General features: G+C 64.1%; 16 protein-coding genes. 1 reads left to right on the top strand and 15 read right to left on the bottom strand.

All coding sequences use genetic code 11. The features are described 5' to 3' along the window. Nucleotides 1–30 precede the first annotated feature (30 nt). From BUE39_RS03885 to dapA, 15 genes are all read right to left on the bottom strand, one after another. Nucleotides 31–1,437 carry a pyridoxal phosphate-dependent decarboxylase family protein gene (locus tag BUE39_RS03885; RefSeq protein WP_073427336.1) on the bottom strand — a complete coding sequence of 469 codons (1,407 nt, stop codon included), beginning with the start codon at nt 1,435–1,437 and terminating at the stop codon, nt 31–33. Between the two features lie 49 nt (nt 1,438–1,486). After that, nucleotides 1,487–2,386: an iron-containing redox enzyme family protein gene (locus BUE39_RS03880; protein ID WP_073427335.1), complete on the bottom strand. Its 900-nt coding sequence runs from the start codon at nt 2,384–2,386 to the stop codon at nt 1,487–1,489. A gap of 58 nt (nt 2,387–2,444) precedes the next feature. Next, on the bottom strand, nt 2,445–3,731 hold the full coding sequence (locus BUE39_RS03875; protein WP_073427334.1) for an ATP-grasp domain-containing protein: 1,287 nt from the start codon (nt 3,729–3,731) through the stop codon (nt 2,445–2,447). Between the two features lie 11 nt (nt 3,732–3,742). Continuing rightward, the gene (locus tag BUE39_RS03870; protein ID WP_073427333.1) at nt 3,743–5,083 is read right to left on the bottom strand and encodes an ATP-grasp domain-containing protein; all 1,341 of its coding nucleotides are present in this window, start codon (nt 5,081–5,083) and stop codon (nt 3,743–3,745) included. Nucleotides 5,084–5,085: 2 nt separating this feature from the next. Then, the gene (locus BUE39_RS03865) at nt 5,086–6,429 is read right to left on the bottom strand and encodes an ATP-grasp domain-containing protein (protein WP_073427332.1); all 1,344 of its coding nucleotides are present in this window, start codon (nt 6,427–6,429) and stop codon (nt 5,086–5,088) included. Nucleotides 6,430–6,450: 21 nt separating this feature from the next. Beyond that, the gene (locus BUE39_RS03860) at nt 6,451–7,203 is read right to left on the bottom strand and encodes a heme oxygenase-like domain-containing protein (protein WP_073427331.1); all 753 of its coding nucleotides are present in this window, start codon (nt 7,201–7,203) and stop codon (nt 6,451–6,453) included. 62 nt (nt 7,204–7,265) lie between these two features. Continuing rightward, nucleotides 7,266–7,547: a 2Fe-2S iron-sulfur cluster-binding protein gene (locus tag BUE39_RS03855; protein ID WP_235004798.1), complete on the bottom strand. Its 282-nt coding sequence runs from the start codon at nt 7,545–7,547 to the stop codon at nt 7,266–7,268. A gap of 535 nt (nt 7,548–8,082) precedes the next feature. Further along, complete coding sequence (locus BUE39_RS03850; protein WP_083081176.1) at nt 8,083–8,604, bottom strand: winged helix-turn-helix transcriptional regulator; 522 nt, start codon at nt 8,602–8,604, stop codon at nt 8,083–8,085. Between the two features lie 264 nt (nt 8,605–8,868). Further along, nucleotides 8,869–9,588: a hypothetical protein gene (locus tag BUE39_RS03845; RefSeq protein ID WP_073427472.1), complete on the bottom strand. Its 720-nt coding sequence runs from the start codon at nt 9,586–9,588 to the stop codon at nt 8,869–8,871. A 107-nt stretch (nt 9,589–9,695) separates the two neighbouring features. Next, a complete protein-coding gene (locus BUE39_RS03840; protein WP_073427330.1) occupies nt 9,696–11,240 on the bottom strand; it encodes an MFS transporter in 1,545 nt (514 codons plus the stop codon). A 222-nt stretch (nt 11,241–11,462) separates the two neighbouring features. Then, nucleotides 11,463–11,690, bottom strand: coding sequence for a hypothetical protein (locus tag BUE39_RS34005; RefSeq protein WP_143031901.1), 228 nt, complete (start codon nt 11,688–11,690; stop codon nt 11,463–11,465). 96 nt (nt 11,691–11,786) lie between these two features. Next, nucleotides 11,787–12,227, bottom strand: coding sequence for a bactofilin family protein (locus tag BUE39_RS03835; protein WP_073427329.1), 441 nt, complete (start codon nt 12,225–12,227; stop codon nt 11,787–11,789). A 118-nt stretch (nt 12,228–12,345) separates the two neighbouring features. Next, nucleotides 12,346–12,741, bottom strand: coding sequence for a hypothetical protein (locus tag BUE39_RS03830; protein WP_073427328.1), 396 nt, complete (start codon nt 12,739–12,741; stop codon nt 12,346–12,348). Then, the gene (locus tag BUE39_RS03825) at nt 12,734–13,681 is read right to left on the bottom strand and encodes a M23 family metallopeptidase (RefSeq protein WP_073427471.1); all 948 of its coding nucleotides are present in this window, start codon (nt 13,679–13,681) and stop codon (nt 12,734–12,736) included. Before BUE39_RS03825 ends, BUE39_RS03830 begins: the two co-directional genes overlap by 8 nt. Before the next feature lie 243 nt (nt 13,682–13,924). After that, nucleotides 13,925–14,824, bottom strand: coding sequence for a 4-hydroxy-tetrahydrodipicolinate synthase (gene dapA / locus BUE39_RS03820; protein ID WP_073427327.1), 900 nt, complete (start codon nt 14,822–14,824; stop codon nt 13,925–13,927). 396 nt (nt 14,825–15,220) lie between these two features. Here dapA and BUE39_RS03815 point away from each other — a divergent pair, with 396 nt between their 5' ends. Next, on the top strand, nt 15,221–16,513 hold the full coding sequence (locus BUE39_RS03815) for an aspartate carbamoyltransferase (RefSeq protein ID WP_073427326.1): 1,293 nt from the start codon (nt 15,221–15,223) through the stop codon (nt 16,511–16,513). Nucleotides 16,514–16,530 lie beyond the last annotated feature (17 nt).

Raw genomic sequence — 16,530 nt, 5'->3', positions numbered from 1 at the left:
AATGGAAAGTCGGTTAATCGCGGCGCGGCATTAGCGCCCGGATGCCTCGACGGCATCGAGCGCCTTGCACAGCGAGTCGAAGATGCGCGCAACGTCGGCCTCGCCCGTCCGCCAGTTGGTGAACGCGACGCGTAGTCCCCACGTGCCGGCGTAGACCGTGCTCGTGATGAACACCTCGCCCAGATCGCGCACCGCGCGCACATAGGCGTTGATGCGCGCTTCGTCCGCGTTCGCGGCAAGCGTGAAGCAAACGACGTTCAGCCGCGTCGGCGCCAGCAGGCGAAAACCGCGCTGCCCTTCGAGACGCGCACCGAGAGCCTGCGCGAGCGCGATGTTGCGCGCGACGATCTCCGCGTGCCCCGCGCGGCCATACGCGGCGAGCGAGAACCACGTCGCGAGCGCGCGCAAGCGCCGCGAATTCTCGGGCGTGAGATGAACGAAGTCGGGGTTGTCGGTGGGAATGCCGAGATAGGCGGCGCTGTTCTGGAACACGCGCACCTGCAGGTCGCGGCGCCGCGTGAACTGCACCGCGGCGTCGTAAGGCACGTTTAGCCACTTGTGCAGGTCGATGCAGATCGAGTCCGCCGCATCGAGCCCCGCGACCAGCGGCGCATACGCCGGCGCGAGCGCGGCGAAGGCGCCGAACGCCGCGTCGACGTGGAGCCAGAACGGATAGCGCGCCTTGAGCGCGTGGATCGCCTGCAGATCGTCGAAATCCACCGTGTTGACGGTCCCCGCGCTCGCCACCACGATGACGGGCACGCCCTCGGACTCGGCCAGCGCCGCTTCGAGCGCAACGAGGTCGATCGCTTCGCGGCCCGCGAGCGTCGGCACCTTGCGCACCGCCTGCCGGCCGATGCCGAGCACGGAGAGCGCCTTGTACACGCTCGAATGCGGCGTCGCGGCCAGCACGCGCACCGCGCCGAGCGCGCCCACGCCTTGCTCGGAAACGTTCACGCCGTTGCGCTCGCCGAGCCATTCGCGGCCGAGCGCGAGACCCACCAGATTCGACATCGTCGCGCCCGTGACGAACACGCCCTGCTGCGCCTCGCTCAGACCGAACAGCTCGCGCAACCGCGCAATGGTTTCGCGCTCGAGATCCGGCGCGGCGCTGTCGATGCCGGCGGTCGGATTCTGATCGTAGACGCCGGTGAGCCAGTCGCCCGCGAGCGAGGCCGGTGTGGCGCCGCCCGTCACGAAGCCGAGGTAGCGCGGGCCGGCGCTGCCGGAAAAGCCCGCGCTCCAGCGCGCGACGAATTCTTCCAGCGCGCCCGCCAATCCGGCGCCCTCCTCGGGCAAGGCGCGCAACGTGGCGGGCGGCGGCGCGAGCGCGGCCGGGCGGTCGTCGAGAGAGGCGAGCGCCGCCACGGCATGGCGGCGCGTGCGCTCCAGCAGCGCGTCGAAGTTGGCGAGGTCGGAAGCAAGTGTCGAGTGCATGGAGAGATCGTCGAGGTTGACTGGAAGAAATGCGTGGCGTTCGATCGGGTCAGTGCAGCCGGCGATCCATCACGTCGCGCGCGCCTGCGTAATATTCCTTCTCGATCTGGTAGCGGATCAGGCAGCCTTCGCAGAGATCGCGGATCACGCGTGGGTTGTTGCGCGCGAGCGGCAGCAGCACGCGCTCGACCAGTTGCTTGCCGTGATTGGCGTCCACCGGCACGTGCAGCTCGTGGTAGTAACGGAATTCCCTCGGCACATCGTGACGATGCATGCCGCGCAGCATGCGCGTGAAGCGGTACGGCACGGTCTGCTCGAGCAGCGTCAGCGCGCCGAGCAGGCGCCCCACGTGCTGGCGGCGCAACGCATACAGCAGCAGCAGGTTGCCGTTCTTGAGCGCCGCGACCGGCATTTCCGCCTCCAGGTCGAGCTCGCCCAGTTGGGCGCGAAAGAACGGCGACGCCCGCATGAACGTGCGCGTGTGCATTTCGTCGAGCTTGCCGAGGCCCATTTCATCCCAGTAGTTCTCGGCGAGCGCGAGCTTCATGTCGCCGTCCATGCCGAGTTGCGAGAGCGCGATGATGTCGTCGAAGCGGCCGTCCACCTGCGCTTCGAGGCTCACGAAAAGCGACAACTGCGGCAGCGATGCTTCTTCCGCGAGGAAGTCGAAGAACGGCGCGACTTCCTTGCGATGCGTGTTGCGCAGCGTGACGTACCACTCCTCGAACTGCTCCGCGTTCGCGGGCACGTCGTCGAGCACGATGCGCGCGGCCTCGTAGTCGCTCCAGGCAGTTTCCAAACCGAGGATGCGGGCGTAGTCGGCGGCGAGCGGCACGGTCTCGGGCGCGCTCGGCGGCGCGAGTTCGCGCAGATAGAACGCGTTCAGTTCCATCTGGCCAGCCAGGGAATTCGGATCGGGCGTCACGGGCAATTGCTGTTGCGTGGTCACAGTCGTTTCTCCATTGTGTCGATCGTGGGATGCGCGGACGCCGCGAGGCGCCGCGCGCTCATTGCAGTACGGCGGGTACGGCGTGCGGCCAGGCGCAAACGGGCGGCGCCGGTTCACGCATCTGGGTGGCCGCGGCGAACAGGGCGTCGATCCAGTCGCGCGTACCCTGCCAACTGCCGTACGCCACGATCCCGGCGAGCGGCGCCTCGTTCGCCGAGTAGGTGACTCGCCGCGGCAGCGCGGCGCCCGCGGGCAACTCGAGCCAGCGCACGAGCGCCGGGTCGCCGCGAAACCTCGCAATGCCCCCGATATCCTCGTACGTGGTCCCCGCAAGCGTGTGGCCGGGAAATACGAACCAGCCGTGCCAGCGCGCCTGGGTCCGCGGCTGCGTCGGCGGCAGCGCGCGCGAAGGCTTGCCCTCGAGCAGAATGCGCAGTTCCTCCGACGGCAGATGGACGCCCGTCGCGTATTCGAAAGTCGCCACGACGTCGGCGCCCCCTACCCGATTGCCGACTTCGAGGAACACGAGTTCGTCGCCGTCCTCGATGGCCTCCAGATGAAAGCTGCCCTGACGGATGCCGACCGCCGCGAGCGCGGCCACGACCCAGTCGCGAATCCGTGCCGACACGGGAAAGTGATACGAGCCGAGCGGCTGTCCTTTCGCGTAGCCGAGGCAGGTGCCGATGTAGCGGCTCGCCGTGAGCGTGAGCACCTCGCGATTGGCGACGAGTCCGTCGAAATGCACGATGTCGCCGTCGACGAATTCCTCGACTTCGTAGCCATCGATCGCCGGCTCCGGCGCGTCGAGACGCGCCACGCCGCAGCGGCGCGCGGAGATCGCGGCGGCAGCGGCCGCCGGCGTCTCGAAGATAACGACGTCTTCGCTCGATGCGCCGCTCAACGGCTTGAGCACGGTGCGCGCGCGCCAGGGTGTGCCGGCCGGCTCATGCAGAAACCCAGCTAAGCCGATGAAGCGCGGCACGCGCAGACCCGCCGCGCGCACGGCCTCCTTCATCACCACCTTGTCGCGCACCAGACGCACCTGTTCGAGCGTCGCACCGGGTATGCCGAGCCATTCGCGCAACCGCGCGGCGTCGACCAGGTCGTATTCCGACAGAGCGATCACGCGATCGACCGGACGCGCCGTGCGCGTGATCCACGCGTGCGCCGCCTCGAACGGACCGAGTTCAACGGGACGCTCCACGCGTTCGCAGCGCAGATCGGCGGGCAGCGTCGCGAGCAGATCGGCGACGCCGAGGTAAGTCACGTCGTGCTGTTCGTGATCGATGCCGCGCGCGTATTCGATACGCGGATAGGGCACGCGATGCAGGACAAGAATCTTCATGATCTCTCCGTTCACGCGATGGCGAGCGACGCGGCTGCGTTCGCCGGCTCGAAGATGTGGCACGCCTCGGCGAGCACCGACAACCAGACCGCGCGTACCGTGGCGACCACGCTGCGCATGTCGTGCACGTCGCTTTCCAGCGCGAAGCAGGCCTGTGCGGCGAAGTCCGCGTTATCGCGCGGCAGGGCGGGAATGAAGCGCGCGGTTTCGGAGAGCCAGCCGAACTCGACGCGCCGCAGCGCGTCCGTGCCCAGCAGCGCGGCGGCGCGAGCGAGTGCGCGGTCGAAAAGTTCGGCGCCTTCGTCGGCGTCGGGCGGGGTGAGCCGGCCGTCCGCGGGCACGCCGAGCATGACGGTCGCCGCCTGTCGGCCGGCGCTGACGAGCACCGGCTCACGCACGACGCCGAAGGCCGCGTCGACCCACAGCGCGTAGAAGTCGATCTCATAGACTTCCCGCGCGATCGTCCAGATCTTCATGCCGGCGGGACGGCGATTCGGTTCGACGACCGCGGCGCGCAAGCCCGTGTCGTCGAGCTTGATCTCGTTGTGAAAGGGACCGCGCAATTGGCCCACGAGCAGATTCGCGACCCGCCCCGCCCGCACGAGCGTCGCCTGTTCGGCGGCGGTGAGACGCGCGGGCAGAATTTGCGCGACCTCGACCGGATAGCGGCCTTGCGCGCTCACCTTCTCGGTGATGAAGTGCGTGGCGCCCACGCCGTCGAACGAAAACTCACGCGCAAACGAAATGAACGATTCGCAGATCGCGCCGCGCTCCAGGTACGGCGCGACTGCCGCGAACGCGGCGTCGAGGCTGTCGCCCGGCGCCACGATCACGACGCCGCGATTGTTGCCCTCGCACGAAGGCTTGACCACGAAGCCCCCCTCGTGCGCGCTAGCGAAGCGGCCCAGGTCGTCGACGTCGTGCACTTCGACGCAGTCGGGCACGAGCATGCCTTGCGCTTCGAGCAGATCGCGCACGCGCGCCTCGCACACCCGGTAATCGCGTTTGCTGTACGCGTTGGCGGCGAGCGCCGCCGAATCGACGACCAGGCCGAGCCGTTCGAGAAGCGCCGCACCGCTTTGCACCGCGTTGTCGGAGAACACCATGCCGGCGCGCAGGCGCTCGCGCCACGACTTCAGATAGTAGAGCGCCTCGTCGACGAAATTCGGTGCGAGCGGATCGAGGTCGATCAGGTATTCGCACAGCAGCGAGTCCCGCTCGGTCGGATTCGCGCGGATCAGCGCGATCTCCGCGCCATACCGCTGGCGTGCGTAAGACGCGATGTGCGCGACATCGGCCACGCGGGTCAGGTTGTAGTCGACGATCAGCAGCAGCGGTCGGTTAGCGTTCACGATCAGGTCTCCAATGCGGGCGTTGTCGTTCTGTAGTGCACGTCGAGCGCGGTGACGGAGGCCGCGAGCAGGTCGGGAAGCGCCGCGTCACGCTCGGCGCGCGTCATGCGCCAAAGCAGTTGACCGAGGAACGCTTCGCGTGGCGTGGCCGGCACGACGTCGCCGGGCTTGAGCAGGATTTGCGCGATCAACGGGCGGCGGCCGTCGGTGCGTGTCTCGATGCGTTCGATCTCGCCGTGCGTCGCGAAGTAGACGCGAAAGAACGTGGCGAGCTCGCTCGGCGGCGTGCCGTCGGCGGTGTAGGCGAGGCGTTGCAGGCGTTCGGCAAACGCACGGTGCTGCGTGCCGCCGCTTTGCTCCAGCAACAGGTCCAGCCAGAGTTCGAGCATGCCGGCTTCCTCGTTGAGCGCCTTCACGCTGTGCGAGATGAGGCTGCCGCCCACCCGGGGATTGATCTCGATGAGATCCCAGCGCGCGCCGTCAAAGCGCGCTTCGACATGAAAGCAGCCGCTGCCGAGTTCGAGTTGCTCGAATACGGCGCGCAGCCAGTCGAGGCCGCTCGCGAGATCGCCCGCGGCAAGCGACGCCGGCGGGCTCGTGCAACTGTCTTCGAGCACCGTGCCGTTCGCTTCGGTCAGTTCGCACTTTTCGTGGACGCCGAGCACGAACGGCTTGCCGTGCGAGACCAGCAGTTCGAAGCTGAATTCGGTGCCCGCGAGATAGCCTTCGGCGATGAACTCGACGTGCTCGCCGAGCGCCGAAGCGTAGACCGTGTCGGCCCGCGCATGCTCGCCGATCGCCTCGAGCGTGGCCCATGTGGTGTCAGGCGAGAGCCGGAACGCACCGTAGGACGCGATGCCTCGCACCGGCTTGATGAACCACGCCTGCGCGTCGCGCCGCAATTCATCGAGCACGGCCGGCGTCACGCGCCGCGCCGTGACCCGCGAAAGCCCGGCGTGATGGAGCGCGTTGCGCACGGCATGCTTGTCGCGCAGAAACTCGATCCGCTGCGCGGAAAGATCGCTCACGCCGAGCCGGCTGTTGGCCTCGGCCATGAGCGGACGGTAGCCTTCCCACACGCTGATGCAGGCAAGCACCGTTTGGCCCGCCGCGCGCAACGAGGCGACGGCGTCTTCGACGTCCTCCATCCGCAACACATGCGAATCGGTCGCGAAGACCGCCGCCGCATGATCGCGCAGTGTTTGCAGCCGCTGTTCCCCGTGCTCCGGCACGGGCCGCGAACTCAGCACGAACGGAAGCAGGCCGCGCGCCTTGATCGCCGCGATCAGGTCCTCCGCGAACGAAAAGCCGCAGTGACTCAGAATTAAAACGCCATCGGACGACATCGCCTCGTCTCCCCTGATTGGTCAGGCCGCCGCCTTGAGCGTCGGCAGAATTTTGTCTTCGTAGAGTTCCTTGAAGTAGAGCGCGAGGACGGTCTGGTGCTCGCGCAGGTAGCGCTTGAGCGAGTCGATGTCGTCATCGCTGCGCAGCAGATAGCGGATCGCCTGCCAGACTTCACCGGGATGATCGTCGTTGATGTCGGTATGCGAATGCGCAATCTGGCCCGTGATGTTCGTTTCGCCCACCGACTCCTTGAGCGCCTTGAGCTTGCGCGGCTCGAGCTTCACGTTGACGTACTCGACCAGATACGAATAGGCGATCACGCCGAGCGGGCCCTCGTGATCGAGCAGATACGAGAAGTAGCCGCTGAGCAGCTTGGTCGACAGATACGGTTCGGTCGCGAGAAACTGCTCGCGGGAGACACCGGCGCGTTCGAGGTCCTGAACGAACAGCTCGTCGTGCAACATCTCCTCGCGCTCGTAATTCGCCCAGATTTGCGCCGCCTCCGGGCTCTGCTTGGCGACTTCGGCGAGTGTTTTCGACTCGACCACCCGCAACAGGCGAATCCGCCAGGCGGTTTCGATCAGGTGACGCTGATAATAATCGGAGTCGATTTTCTTTCCTTCCAGATGGGCGGCATACGGCACGGTTTCATACCAGTTCTCGATCTGCCCGTCGATAATGGCATCGATTTGCTTACGCAGCTGGAGTGATCTTTCCGCATTAATGAACGGAATGCGATCTTTTAAGCCGACATTTTTAACGCGATTACTCATGGCTCATTCCTTGAAAGATGATAATGAAATAACTACGCAAAAATAGGTGTTGCGGGAATGGGTTAAACCTGTGAATCCGCGACTTTGATGATTACCGCTCCGGTGACACGGCACTGACATGCCAATCTGAATATCTCGTCCGGATAACCTAGAGATTCGAGGAAAGTCTTTTCGTCCTTGCCTTTATTGCCGAGATGATCCAGACCTTCCTGCACTTCAATGACACAGGCGCCGCATACGCCGGCTTTACAGCCGAACGGAATAGATTCCTGGCCGTACAACTCGAATTCGAGTTCGGTCAACGGACTCCCCGCCGGCAATGCGACTTCAATGCCCTGAGGCATGAGCTTCACGATGCACATGGCCACCCCGATCTAGTTTGAGCGACAGCAAAACGTTTTATTCAGTTTTAATAACTACGTGCTGGCAACGATCTTCTCCAGGACAACGGTTCACAATATAGATGTTGAGGTTTCAACTTGCAACTATTTTAATCGACGTTCTTGCAAATACCTTTTTATCGAAAACCAGACTTCGATAGCTCCGTTTTTTCGGCTTCTGGTATGTAACTACTTCATAGCGCGGAAATAATATTGAAGCAGCGAATCCGGTGCAATGGCGCCTTTATGCATGCGCGAATACCTGGCTACCCGGCCAGTGCAAAACGAGCGCACGCCGAAAACTCTCACTGGAAGAGTTGGCGTTGCGAATAAATCTTCAAAGGTTGAAACGTCACCTACGCGACCGCAGCTCGTGCAACGCTGTCGGTGCGAGTTCGGACCGTGGTTATCGGCCGGGAACGTTGGGAAGAACTGTCATTCACCCGACGATCGGCGATGACTCGAATGGACATCGCCAAAACCGCAATGAAGCGGATCGTCAGGCTGGATCTTTTTTACGGCGACCGTCGTTGACCTGCTGTGCGGACGACGGCCGGGGCGATGCGCGCAAACCACTGCTGATCTTTCGTACTTCGGCATCCTCCGGGCCCAGCAAACGCCCGTCTTGCGAACGAAGCTCGAGCCGTTTGACAGGCTGACCGAACTTGCGATCGACGAGGCGAACATCGAGTTCGGACGGCTCGAAGAAATGCTCCTCGCCCCACTGACGCAACGCCACCAGCAGTGGAAAGAGACCGAGCCCTTTCTTCGTGAGGACATACTTCTGATAGGCGCTGCCGTCCGAAGCCGGCGCCGTTTCCAGAATGCCGTGCTCAACGAGATTGCGCAGCCGTGTCGTCAGGATGTTCTTTGCAAGACCGAGACTCTTCTGGAATTCACCGAAGCGCTCGTAGCCATCGAAAGCATCGCGGATGATCAGGAGCGACCACCAGTCGCCTATGGCGTCCAGCGGGCGCGCGATGGGACAACCCGTTGCCTTGTGACTCGTTCGCTTCACCATCGCGGCCCTCCAGCTGCCTGACAAACTGGCCCGACCGATTACATAGACCTCAACGGCTACGTTCCCCGTCGAGCAGTCATTTACGCCCGTTAGAAGATGGCGCACGACGCGCGGACCACCCTCTTCGACAAGAACAGCCGTGTGAAACGTCGACACGGCTGGTTCCATTATAAAACTTCTTTTTACCGCCACAAGCGTTATCTAATGCTTCGTGGATAGATTCCCGCCCACGTTCGCTTCGCGATGCGCCTACTCGCGAGCCCGTCAATCGAAGCGAAACTCATCGAAGCGGATCCACACCAACAACTGATTGCGATCCGGCTGGCCGCCCTCACCTCGCGGATACGCACGTCGCTTCGACGGAAAGCGCAGGCCCTCCACTTCGACGAAATCGGACACGTAATGCGCGACCTGCGTGCCTCCCGAGACATCCAGGCGGTAGTCCTGGCGACGCAGCAGGTAGTCGGGTCCGAAGTAAAAGCGCTGAGCCGCACTGTGACTGGCGATCGTTTCCGGCAGCAACACGTCGAGGACGCGCCACACTTCACCGTCTTCGTACGACGGCGCACCCTCGGTGAGCTCGACACCCGGCTGCGCCAGCAGAAACGGTGTGGCGAGATAGGTCCAGAGCGCGTAGCCGTTGAAGTAGGCCTGGCGGGATGCGTCCCAATAGGAATGTGGACCGTAGCCCTTGAAAGCCGCGCGAGGATCGACGAGTTCCTGCACGATCTGTCGATCGCCGTCTTCGATGACGACCCGCTCCGGCACGAACGTCATCGTTCGATCTGGCGCACCGTATGGCGCTATGCGAGTCCATTCGCTCGCCGTGCGAATCGTCACGTTGCCCCAGCCGTGGTTCTCGGCAATACCCTTCGACGGCCAGAACGGTCCGCCCGTCGCGCTCTTTACACTCAACCGCGAATGCGAATGCCAGCGGTCGAGGCCGCCGTAGGCATCCAGCACGTGCTTCAGGAGATCGTTCATCGGCTGCTCCATCGCGTTTTCGTTCGGTTCGCCTTCTTTTTCTCACGCCGCGCCGTGCGACCGGACCGTCTTGCGCGGCGCGGGACCATGCCGTCCGTTTGCCGGTATCAGACGCTCGCGCGTTGCGCCGAGCGCTGCGTGCCGAACAGCACCAGGCTGACCGCGCCCAGCGCCCACACCCCGAGCCCGCCATAGAGCATGACCCAGCCAAAGCCGTGCACCAGTGCGCCGTGCAGGACCGCGCCAGAGGGGTCCGCCTGCACGAGCGCGGGGAAGCGTTCAGTCAGCCCTTCCACGCTGCCGGCCGCGATGTGCTCGGCGAGCGACTGGCGCTGTGCCGCGTCGAACACACTCGGCAGGACGTTCTTGAGGTAATCGCTGATGCCCGCCACCAGCACGAAGCCCATCACCGCGATATTGATGGCGAGACTGATCAACCGTGCGCTGATGTCCATTCCCGAGGCCATGCCGGCACGATTCGACGGCACCGAGCCCGTGGTGGTATTGGTGGTGGGCGTGTTGGTCAGGCCGAGTCCGATGCCCGCGAGCAGCGAGCCCGGCAGCATCGTGAAGCCGCTGGCATGTTCAGCGCTCGCGCCGAAACGCATCAGAATGAATCCGAGGCCGATCGTGAACATGCCGAGAGGAATGATGACGCCCGGCTGATAGCGATGCGATAGCCGCTCGGCGACAGGCGGAATGACGAGCGTCGGCAGTGTATAGGCCAGCAACGAGAGGCCTGCCGCGACGATGTCGTAGTGCAGCGCGCCCTGGTAGAAGATCGGCAGGAAAATAATGAACGGCCAGAAGCTGAAGTTCATGCCGATCGAACCCATGATCGCACCGGAAAACTTGCGGATTCGAAAGACCGAGAAGTCGAACATGGGATGCGCGTTCACTCGCTCGGCCACGAGAAACAGAACGAAGCTCAGGATCGTAGCCGCAATGATGTACAGCGAGCCGCGGCTCGTGAAGCCCTGCTCAGAGCCTTGCGTGATGTACCAGGTGAGCCCGAAGACGGCGAGCGAGAGCGTGACGATGCCGGCGAGGTCGAGCTTGCGCGCGTCCGGATCGCGCGACTCCTCTATGCTACCGATCGCCAGGAAGAACGTCAGAATGGCTAACGGAACGTGGACGAGGAACACCCACTTCCAGCCAGCCAACTCGGCGATCACGCCACCGATGATCGGGCCGAAACCGAGCCCGAAACCGAGAAAAATGCCCCAGATACCGAACGCCTTGATGCGTTCGTGGCCTTCCTTGAACTGGTTGGAAAGAATGGCGATCAGGCATATGAACATCGAGCCGCCGCCCATGCCTTGCACGAAACGGCTCGCGATGAGCAGCGGGGCGCTCTGCGTGAGCCCGCAGATCAGCGACGCCACGCCGAACACCACGAGGCTAGTCATGAAGAGAAGCTTTCTTCCGTAGCGGTCAGCGAGTGTGCCGGCCGCCATCAACACGGTGGTACACGCGATCGTGTACGCGTTCATGATCCACTGAATGTCGCGGAAGTCCGCATGCAGCAGCCTTTCGAGCGTCGGCAGGATAACGGGGACGCTGGAGATTTCCAGCGCGAACATGAGCTGGGCGAGACAAATCGCGGCGAGGGCAATCGTGTTTCGACCAGAGCGGGCGTATGAGATGTCCATTGTCACTCTTCCAAATCCGATGTTTGACGAACGCGCCGCCAGCCGGAGATTTCGGGCAAGAAGAGCCGGCTGGACAGGCGGTTCGAGCGGGAACCAGATGGCGGCATTACCGGCCAAATGGTTTTAATGTGCAACCACTCGGATCGTAGGCAATTTGGTATCGAAATGCAACTAGTTTCGTAAGACTGTCGAAATCGAGGTTCCGCCTCTCCGGCGGGAATGTCATCGGGACACTGACCCGGCATCGATCCGGAGGATTTCTTCCTGCGTCGCTTCGGTGCGGCCTGTGCCGATCACGACGATGTCGACCTTTCTGTCATGCGAGGTCGCTGATGTTCTGGAATGTTCTGGAGGGTGAAGGTGCGCGCGGCTTGCTTGGGCAAACAAGTGGGCAAACAAGGGCGAATGAATGGGTGAATAGCCGGCGAATGCGGCGAAGCGCTCGGCCACGACAACTTCGCGCGACGCCAGTCGCAGCCGGCTCGGTTCCAAGCGCTTCGCGACAGCCAAGCCGTGCGGGCTTGGTTCGAAGCGCCTCACGGCCGCCTAGCCCGCCTTGCGGTCCTCGCGCTCCTCATACGGCGTGTCCGTCACCGCCACCAGCAGCGGCGCCGCATGCGCGGTTTCGCGCTTGGTGAGCTTGCCGTCCACCGAGGCGCCGCAATCCATCCGCAATTGCTGGTAATAGATGTTGCCCGTCACGTGCGCGTTGCTTTGCAACTCGACGAAGTGATCGGCAATCACGTCTCCGACGATCCGGCCGTTGATCACCACGTCATAACCGTGCACGTTGCCCTCGACGGAGCCGCGGTCGCTCAATACCAGCAGCGTCTGACTGCCCGGCTCGCCGCTGACGTTGCCCTTCACGTGACCGTCCATGCGCAGGCCGTCGCTGAACTGCAGGTCGCCCGCGATGCGCACGTCGTGAGCGACCAGGGTGGCGAGTTTGGATTGCTGGATACCGGGGGTTTTTTTCTTGCTGAACATAAAGATCTCTCGGGAATGGAAATGGTTGTCGCGTGATGTCCCACGCGACGAGCGGGGGTGGGCTTGCTTGTCCGGCGCTTGCGTCAGGCGCGGTTGCCGGGTTGCTGCGTGAGCGTGCTCAGCGGCTCGACGCCGTTGCAGAAGCGGCTTTCGTCTTGCCCCGCCCTTGCAGAAACTGCAGTTGGCTGGTCAAACGCGCGACTTCGGCAGCCGCGCTGTCGGCGGTTTTCTGCACGGCGCCGCGCGCCGCTGTTTCCTGTGCCAGCGCAAGGCGTGTGCGCTCGAGTTCCGCCTGCACGACATCCGGCGGGACGGGCGCCGCATGGCACGAGTCCGCAAGCGCTCCGGCGCGCTGCGCTTGCCAAACCATCAGGGCCGTTGCGCCGATGGCGGCGCTGGCCGCGCACGCGGCTAGCCACAGCATCACGCGAACGCCGAGCGAACGCGCGGGCTGCAATGTATAGGCGCGCTGCGTGAGGCCGATCGCATTACGGGAGAAACGCCGCTCATCCATGACGTGCGGGTGCGAAGAGCGCGAGGTAGGCGGCCGGATCGACGTGCACGCCGTTGACCAGCACCTCGAAGTGCAGATGCGGACCGGTGGAACGCCCGGTCGAACCGACGTCGGCGACATGCTGGCGCGGCAGTACGAGATCGCCTGCATGCACGAGAATGCGCGACGCGTGGCCGTAGCGTGTCATGAAACCATTGCCATGATCGATTTCGACCACCTTGCCATAACCCGACTTTTCGCCGGCGAAGATCACGCGGCCGCCGGCCGCCGCCAGAATCGGCGTACCGGTTGACGCGACCAGATCGATGCCGGAATGAAAGCTCAAACGACGCGTGAACGGATCGGCGCGGTTGCCGAACGGTGAGCCGAAGCGCGCGCCGTCGGCAGGCATGCGGCCGGGAAACGCGTTATAGGCCATCTGGAGGCCGGCGCTCTCCCGTTCCAATGACGACAGCACCGCCGACATGCAGTCCAGTTGTTGCCGGGTGCGCGCGGGGTCGGCGCGATCGCCGGGCTGCGCGCTCACGTCGACGCAGCGGCGCGGCGGCAATAAAGGACCGCCCTCGCTATCGCCAGCCAGGTCTTCAGCGCCAGCCGGCATGGCCGGCGCGCGTGGCGACCGCCTGGGTGTATTCAGACGCGACTCGAAATCGTGCAGCGCGCCGATCTGCGCGGTCAGGCGCGCAATACGCGGTTCGATCTGCGCCACCGACGCGTTCAACTTGCCGAGTTCACCGATCGTATAGTCGCGCTCGACACGGCCCGAGTCGGGATTGCCGGATGCTTCGGCCGGCCAGTGCAAGCCGATCGCGATGCCGGCGGCGAGCGCCAGCGCCGCCGTGCTGAGGGCTGCGCTGGCGGCGATGATCACAGCGGTGCGGCGAGTAACGAAGCTGATAGAGCCGCTGCTCAGGCGGCCGGAAAAAAGGACGGAGGACATCAGCGGCCCCACACGCACGGCGAGCGACGACGCGCGGAGCGCGGATGGCACGAATTGAGCGCTGCTACTAAGTAGGACAAGACATCGGCAAACGGAACTAACAGGGATAACTGCATAAGGCGTGCACCGGACGAACCCGGTGATAATCGTGAAAAAAGTGTCGCAATTATCACCTGGCATGCCGAATGATCATCTCGGAATATTCCGAACCTGCCCAATGTGGTGCAAGCACATGTAAATTCTTCACGCCGAGGTGAGATCACCTTCCAGCGCGAGCAACCGCGCGACCAGCGCGTCGCCAGCGCGCGTCATCGGCATGCGCAATTCGTCGCGTATCAGCCCTTGGGCGGCCAGCAGCGCCTTCACCGGCGCCGGATTCGGTTCCGCGAACAGTGCCTCCATCAGCGGCGCGAGCGCGTGAAAAATGCGCCGCCCTTCATCGAGGCGGCCCGCCGCGAGCGCGCGATACAGCGCGACAAACCGCTCGGGGCGCACATGCGCCGACGCGGCTATCGCCCCGCTGCCGCCCAGACACAAGGTGTTGAAGAGATTCATGTCCTCGCCGGCGAGCACTCGCAAACGGCCGTCGCGAATCAGCGCTAGCGTGGTGTCGAGCGAGCCGGCGCAATCCTTGATTGCGTGAATCCGTGGATGCGCGGCGAGCGTCAGCAGCGTGCCGAGTTCCATGCGCACGCCGGTTCGATAGGGAATGTCGTAGAGCACGACAGGCTTCTCGCTGGCATCGGCAAGCGCCGTGAAATGGCCGACGATGCCCGCCTGCGACGGCCGGATGTAATACGGCGCGGCCATCAGCACGCCGGCAATCGGCAGCGGGTTCAGTTGCTCGATGCGCTCGCGCATGCTCGTCGTGTGATTGCCCGATACGCCAACCAGCACCGGCAGTGCCGGCGCATCGTGCGCGTCGCGGGCGGCGGCGTTCGCTTCGTCGAGAATCGTCGCCAGCACGGCGTCCTGTTCGGCGGCGTCGAGCGCGGCCGGCTCGCCGGTCGTTCCCAGCGCGACCAGCCCGGCGATGCCCGCGTCGGCGTAACGGCGCACCAACGCGCGCAACGCGGCGTGATCGACTTCGCCGTCGGCGAAAGGCGTGATGAGCGGAACCCAGATACCCGAAAAAATAGACATGTCTTTACCTCGATGACGACCGTATCGATTCCGTACAGCGGTGCGAGGGAGGAAAGACAGGAAATGCCGCAGGCGGGCGTTGACCGGCTGTTCCGTCGCACATCTGACGGAACAGCGTGCTCCGGTCAGATGAGCGGCTGTTTTTTGGCTTTGGCGCTAACGCTTGAAAGGCCCGCGCGGTTCGCGCGTGCAACCACGGCGCTCGCGAAAGCGAGGCGTGCGGCGATTGACGGACGGAGTCGGAGCGTTTGGCCGGAATGCATGAAGCGCAGTGTAACCGCGTCCGGCGCTGCCTGGCAAAGCCATCGCAAAATGACTTGACTTCTGACGCCGGGAAACTAATATACGCACCGCGTACATCGCCCGTACACTTCCTCCCTTCCGACAGGTGCCCGCATGAGCGTCCCGCAACAAGCCTTCCTACGCGATGCGATGCGTCGCCTGAACATGACCCGCGACACCTTCGCCGGCCGCATCGGCGTATCGCGCCGGGCGCTCGACACCTGGCTCCTGCCGGACGACTCGCAGGAATCGCGGGCCATGCCGGAGATCGTGGAGCGCTTCGTGTCGGAGATCGTCGTGCACGGCGAGCCGGGCGAAAAATATACGCAAAGCGTAGACTCACAGTCGCTCGCGAGTCAGATGCTGTTCGAGGGCAAGCCGCAACTGCTGTCGGTCGATCAGTTCTCGCGCGACTCGGTCGAGGCGCTGTTTCGTGTGGCCGACATCATGCAGCCGATCGCGCGGCGCCGAAAAATCTCGCGTGTGCTGGAAGGCGCCGTGCTCGGCAATCTGTTTTTCGAGGCCAGCACGCGCACGCGTGTGAGCTTCGGTGCGGCGTTCTGCCGGCTGGGCGGCTCGGTGTGCGACACGACCGGCTTCACGTTTTCGTCGATGGCCAAGGGCGAATCGATCTACGACACGAGCCGCGTGATGAGCGGCTACGTGGACGCGCTGGTGATCCGCCATCCGGAACAAGGCTCGGTGGCCGAATTCGCGCGCGCCACCAACGTGCCGGTGATCAACGGCGGCGACGGCCCCGGCGAACACCCGAGCCAGGCGCTGCTCGATCTCTACACCATCCAGCGCGAGTTTTCGCGGCTCGGCAAGATCGTCGACGGCGCGCATATCGCGCTGGTGGGCGACCTGAAGTACGGGCGCACGGTGCACTCGCTGGTCAAGCTGCTGGCGCTGTATCGCGGCATCAAGTTCACGCTGGTCTCGCCGCCCATGCTCGAGATGCCGGGCTACATCATCGAGCAGATTTCGCGCAACGGCCACGTGATCGAGCAGACCAGCGATCTGCCCAACGGCTTGCGCGGCGCGGACGTGGTGTACGCCACGCGCATTCAGAAAGAGCGTTTCACCGACGAATCGTTCGAGGGCTATACGCCGGATTTCCAGATCAATCAGGCGCTGGTCGACAGCGTGTGCGGCACCGATACGCTGATCATGCACCCGCTGCCGCGCGACAGCCGGCCGGGCGCGAACGACCTGAGCGTCGATCTGAATCACGATTCACGGCTGGCGATTTTCCGGCAGACCGACAACGGCATTCCGGTGCGGATGGCGATTTTCGCGGTGCTGCTGGGCGTCGAAAAGCTGGTCCAGCATTCGATGCGCGACGCCGCATGGCGCCCGCCCGCGTATCTCGGCCCGGACGACGCCGTGTTTCACGGCATCGATTGATACGGCAGAGCGCATGT

Origin of the sequence: Paraburkholderia terricola (assembly GCF_900142195.1) — a bacterium.
Lineage (GTDB): Bacteria > Pseudomonadota > Gammaproteobacteria > Burkholderiales > Burkholderiaceae > Paraburkholderia > Paraburkholderia terricola.
Note: the sequence above shows the minus strand (reverse complement) of the source record. Positions and strands in the feature narration are given on the sequence as shown.

Coding starts and splice junctions, on each gene's coding strand:
- BUE39_RS03885 (WP_073427336.1), bottom strand. CDS start 1,437: ATGCACTCGACACTTGCTTCCGACCTCGCCAACTTCGACGCGCTGCTG.
- BUE39_RS03875 (WP_073427334.1), bottom strand. CDS start 3,731: ATGAAGATTCTTGTCCTGCATCGCGTGCCCTATCCGCGTATCGAATAC.
- BUE39_RS03865 (WP_073427332.1), bottom strand. CDS start 6,429: ATGTCGTCCGATGGCGTTTTAATTCTGAGTCACTGCGGCTTTTCGTTC.
- BUE39_RS03860 (WP_073427331.1), bottom strand. CDS start 7,203: ATGAGTAATCGCGTTAAAAATGTCGGCTTAAAAGATCGCATTCCGTTC.
- BUE39_RS03855 (WP_235004798.1), bottom strand. CDS start 7,547: ATGCCTCAGGGCATTGAAGTCGCATTGCCGGCGGGGAGTCCGTTGACC.
- BUE39_RS03850 (WP_083081176.1), bottom strand. CDS start 8,604: ATGGTGAAGCGAACGAGTCACAAGGCAACGGGTTGTCCCATCGCGCGC.
- BUE39_RS03845 (WP_073427472.1), bottom strand. CDS start 9,588: ATGAACGATCTCCTGAAGCACGTGCTGGATGCCTACGGCGGCCTCGAC.
- BUE39_RS03840 (WP_073427330.1), bottom strand. CDS start 11,240: ATGGACATCTCATACGCCCGCTCTGGTCGAAACACGATTGCCCTCGCC.
- BUE39_RS03835 (WP_073427329.1), bottom strand. CDS start 12,227: ATGTTCAGCAAGAAAAAAACCCCCGGTATCCAGCAATCCAAACTCGCC.
- BUE39_RS03830 (WP_073427328.1), bottom strand. CDS start 12,741: ATGGATGAGCGGCGTTTCTCCCGTAATGCGATCGGCCTCACGCAGCGC.
- BUE39_RS03825 (WP_073427471.1), bottom strand. CDS start 13,681: ATGTCCTCCGTCCTTTTTTCCGGCCGCCTGAGCAGCGGCTCTATCAGC.
- dapA (WP_073427327.1), bottom strand. CDS start 14,824: ATGTCTATTTTTTCGGGTATCTGGGTTCCGCTCATCACGCCTTTCGCC.
- BUE39_RS03815 (WP_073427326.1), top strand. CDS start 15,221: ATGAGCGTCCCGCAACAAGCCTTCCTACGCGATGCGATGCGTCGCCTG.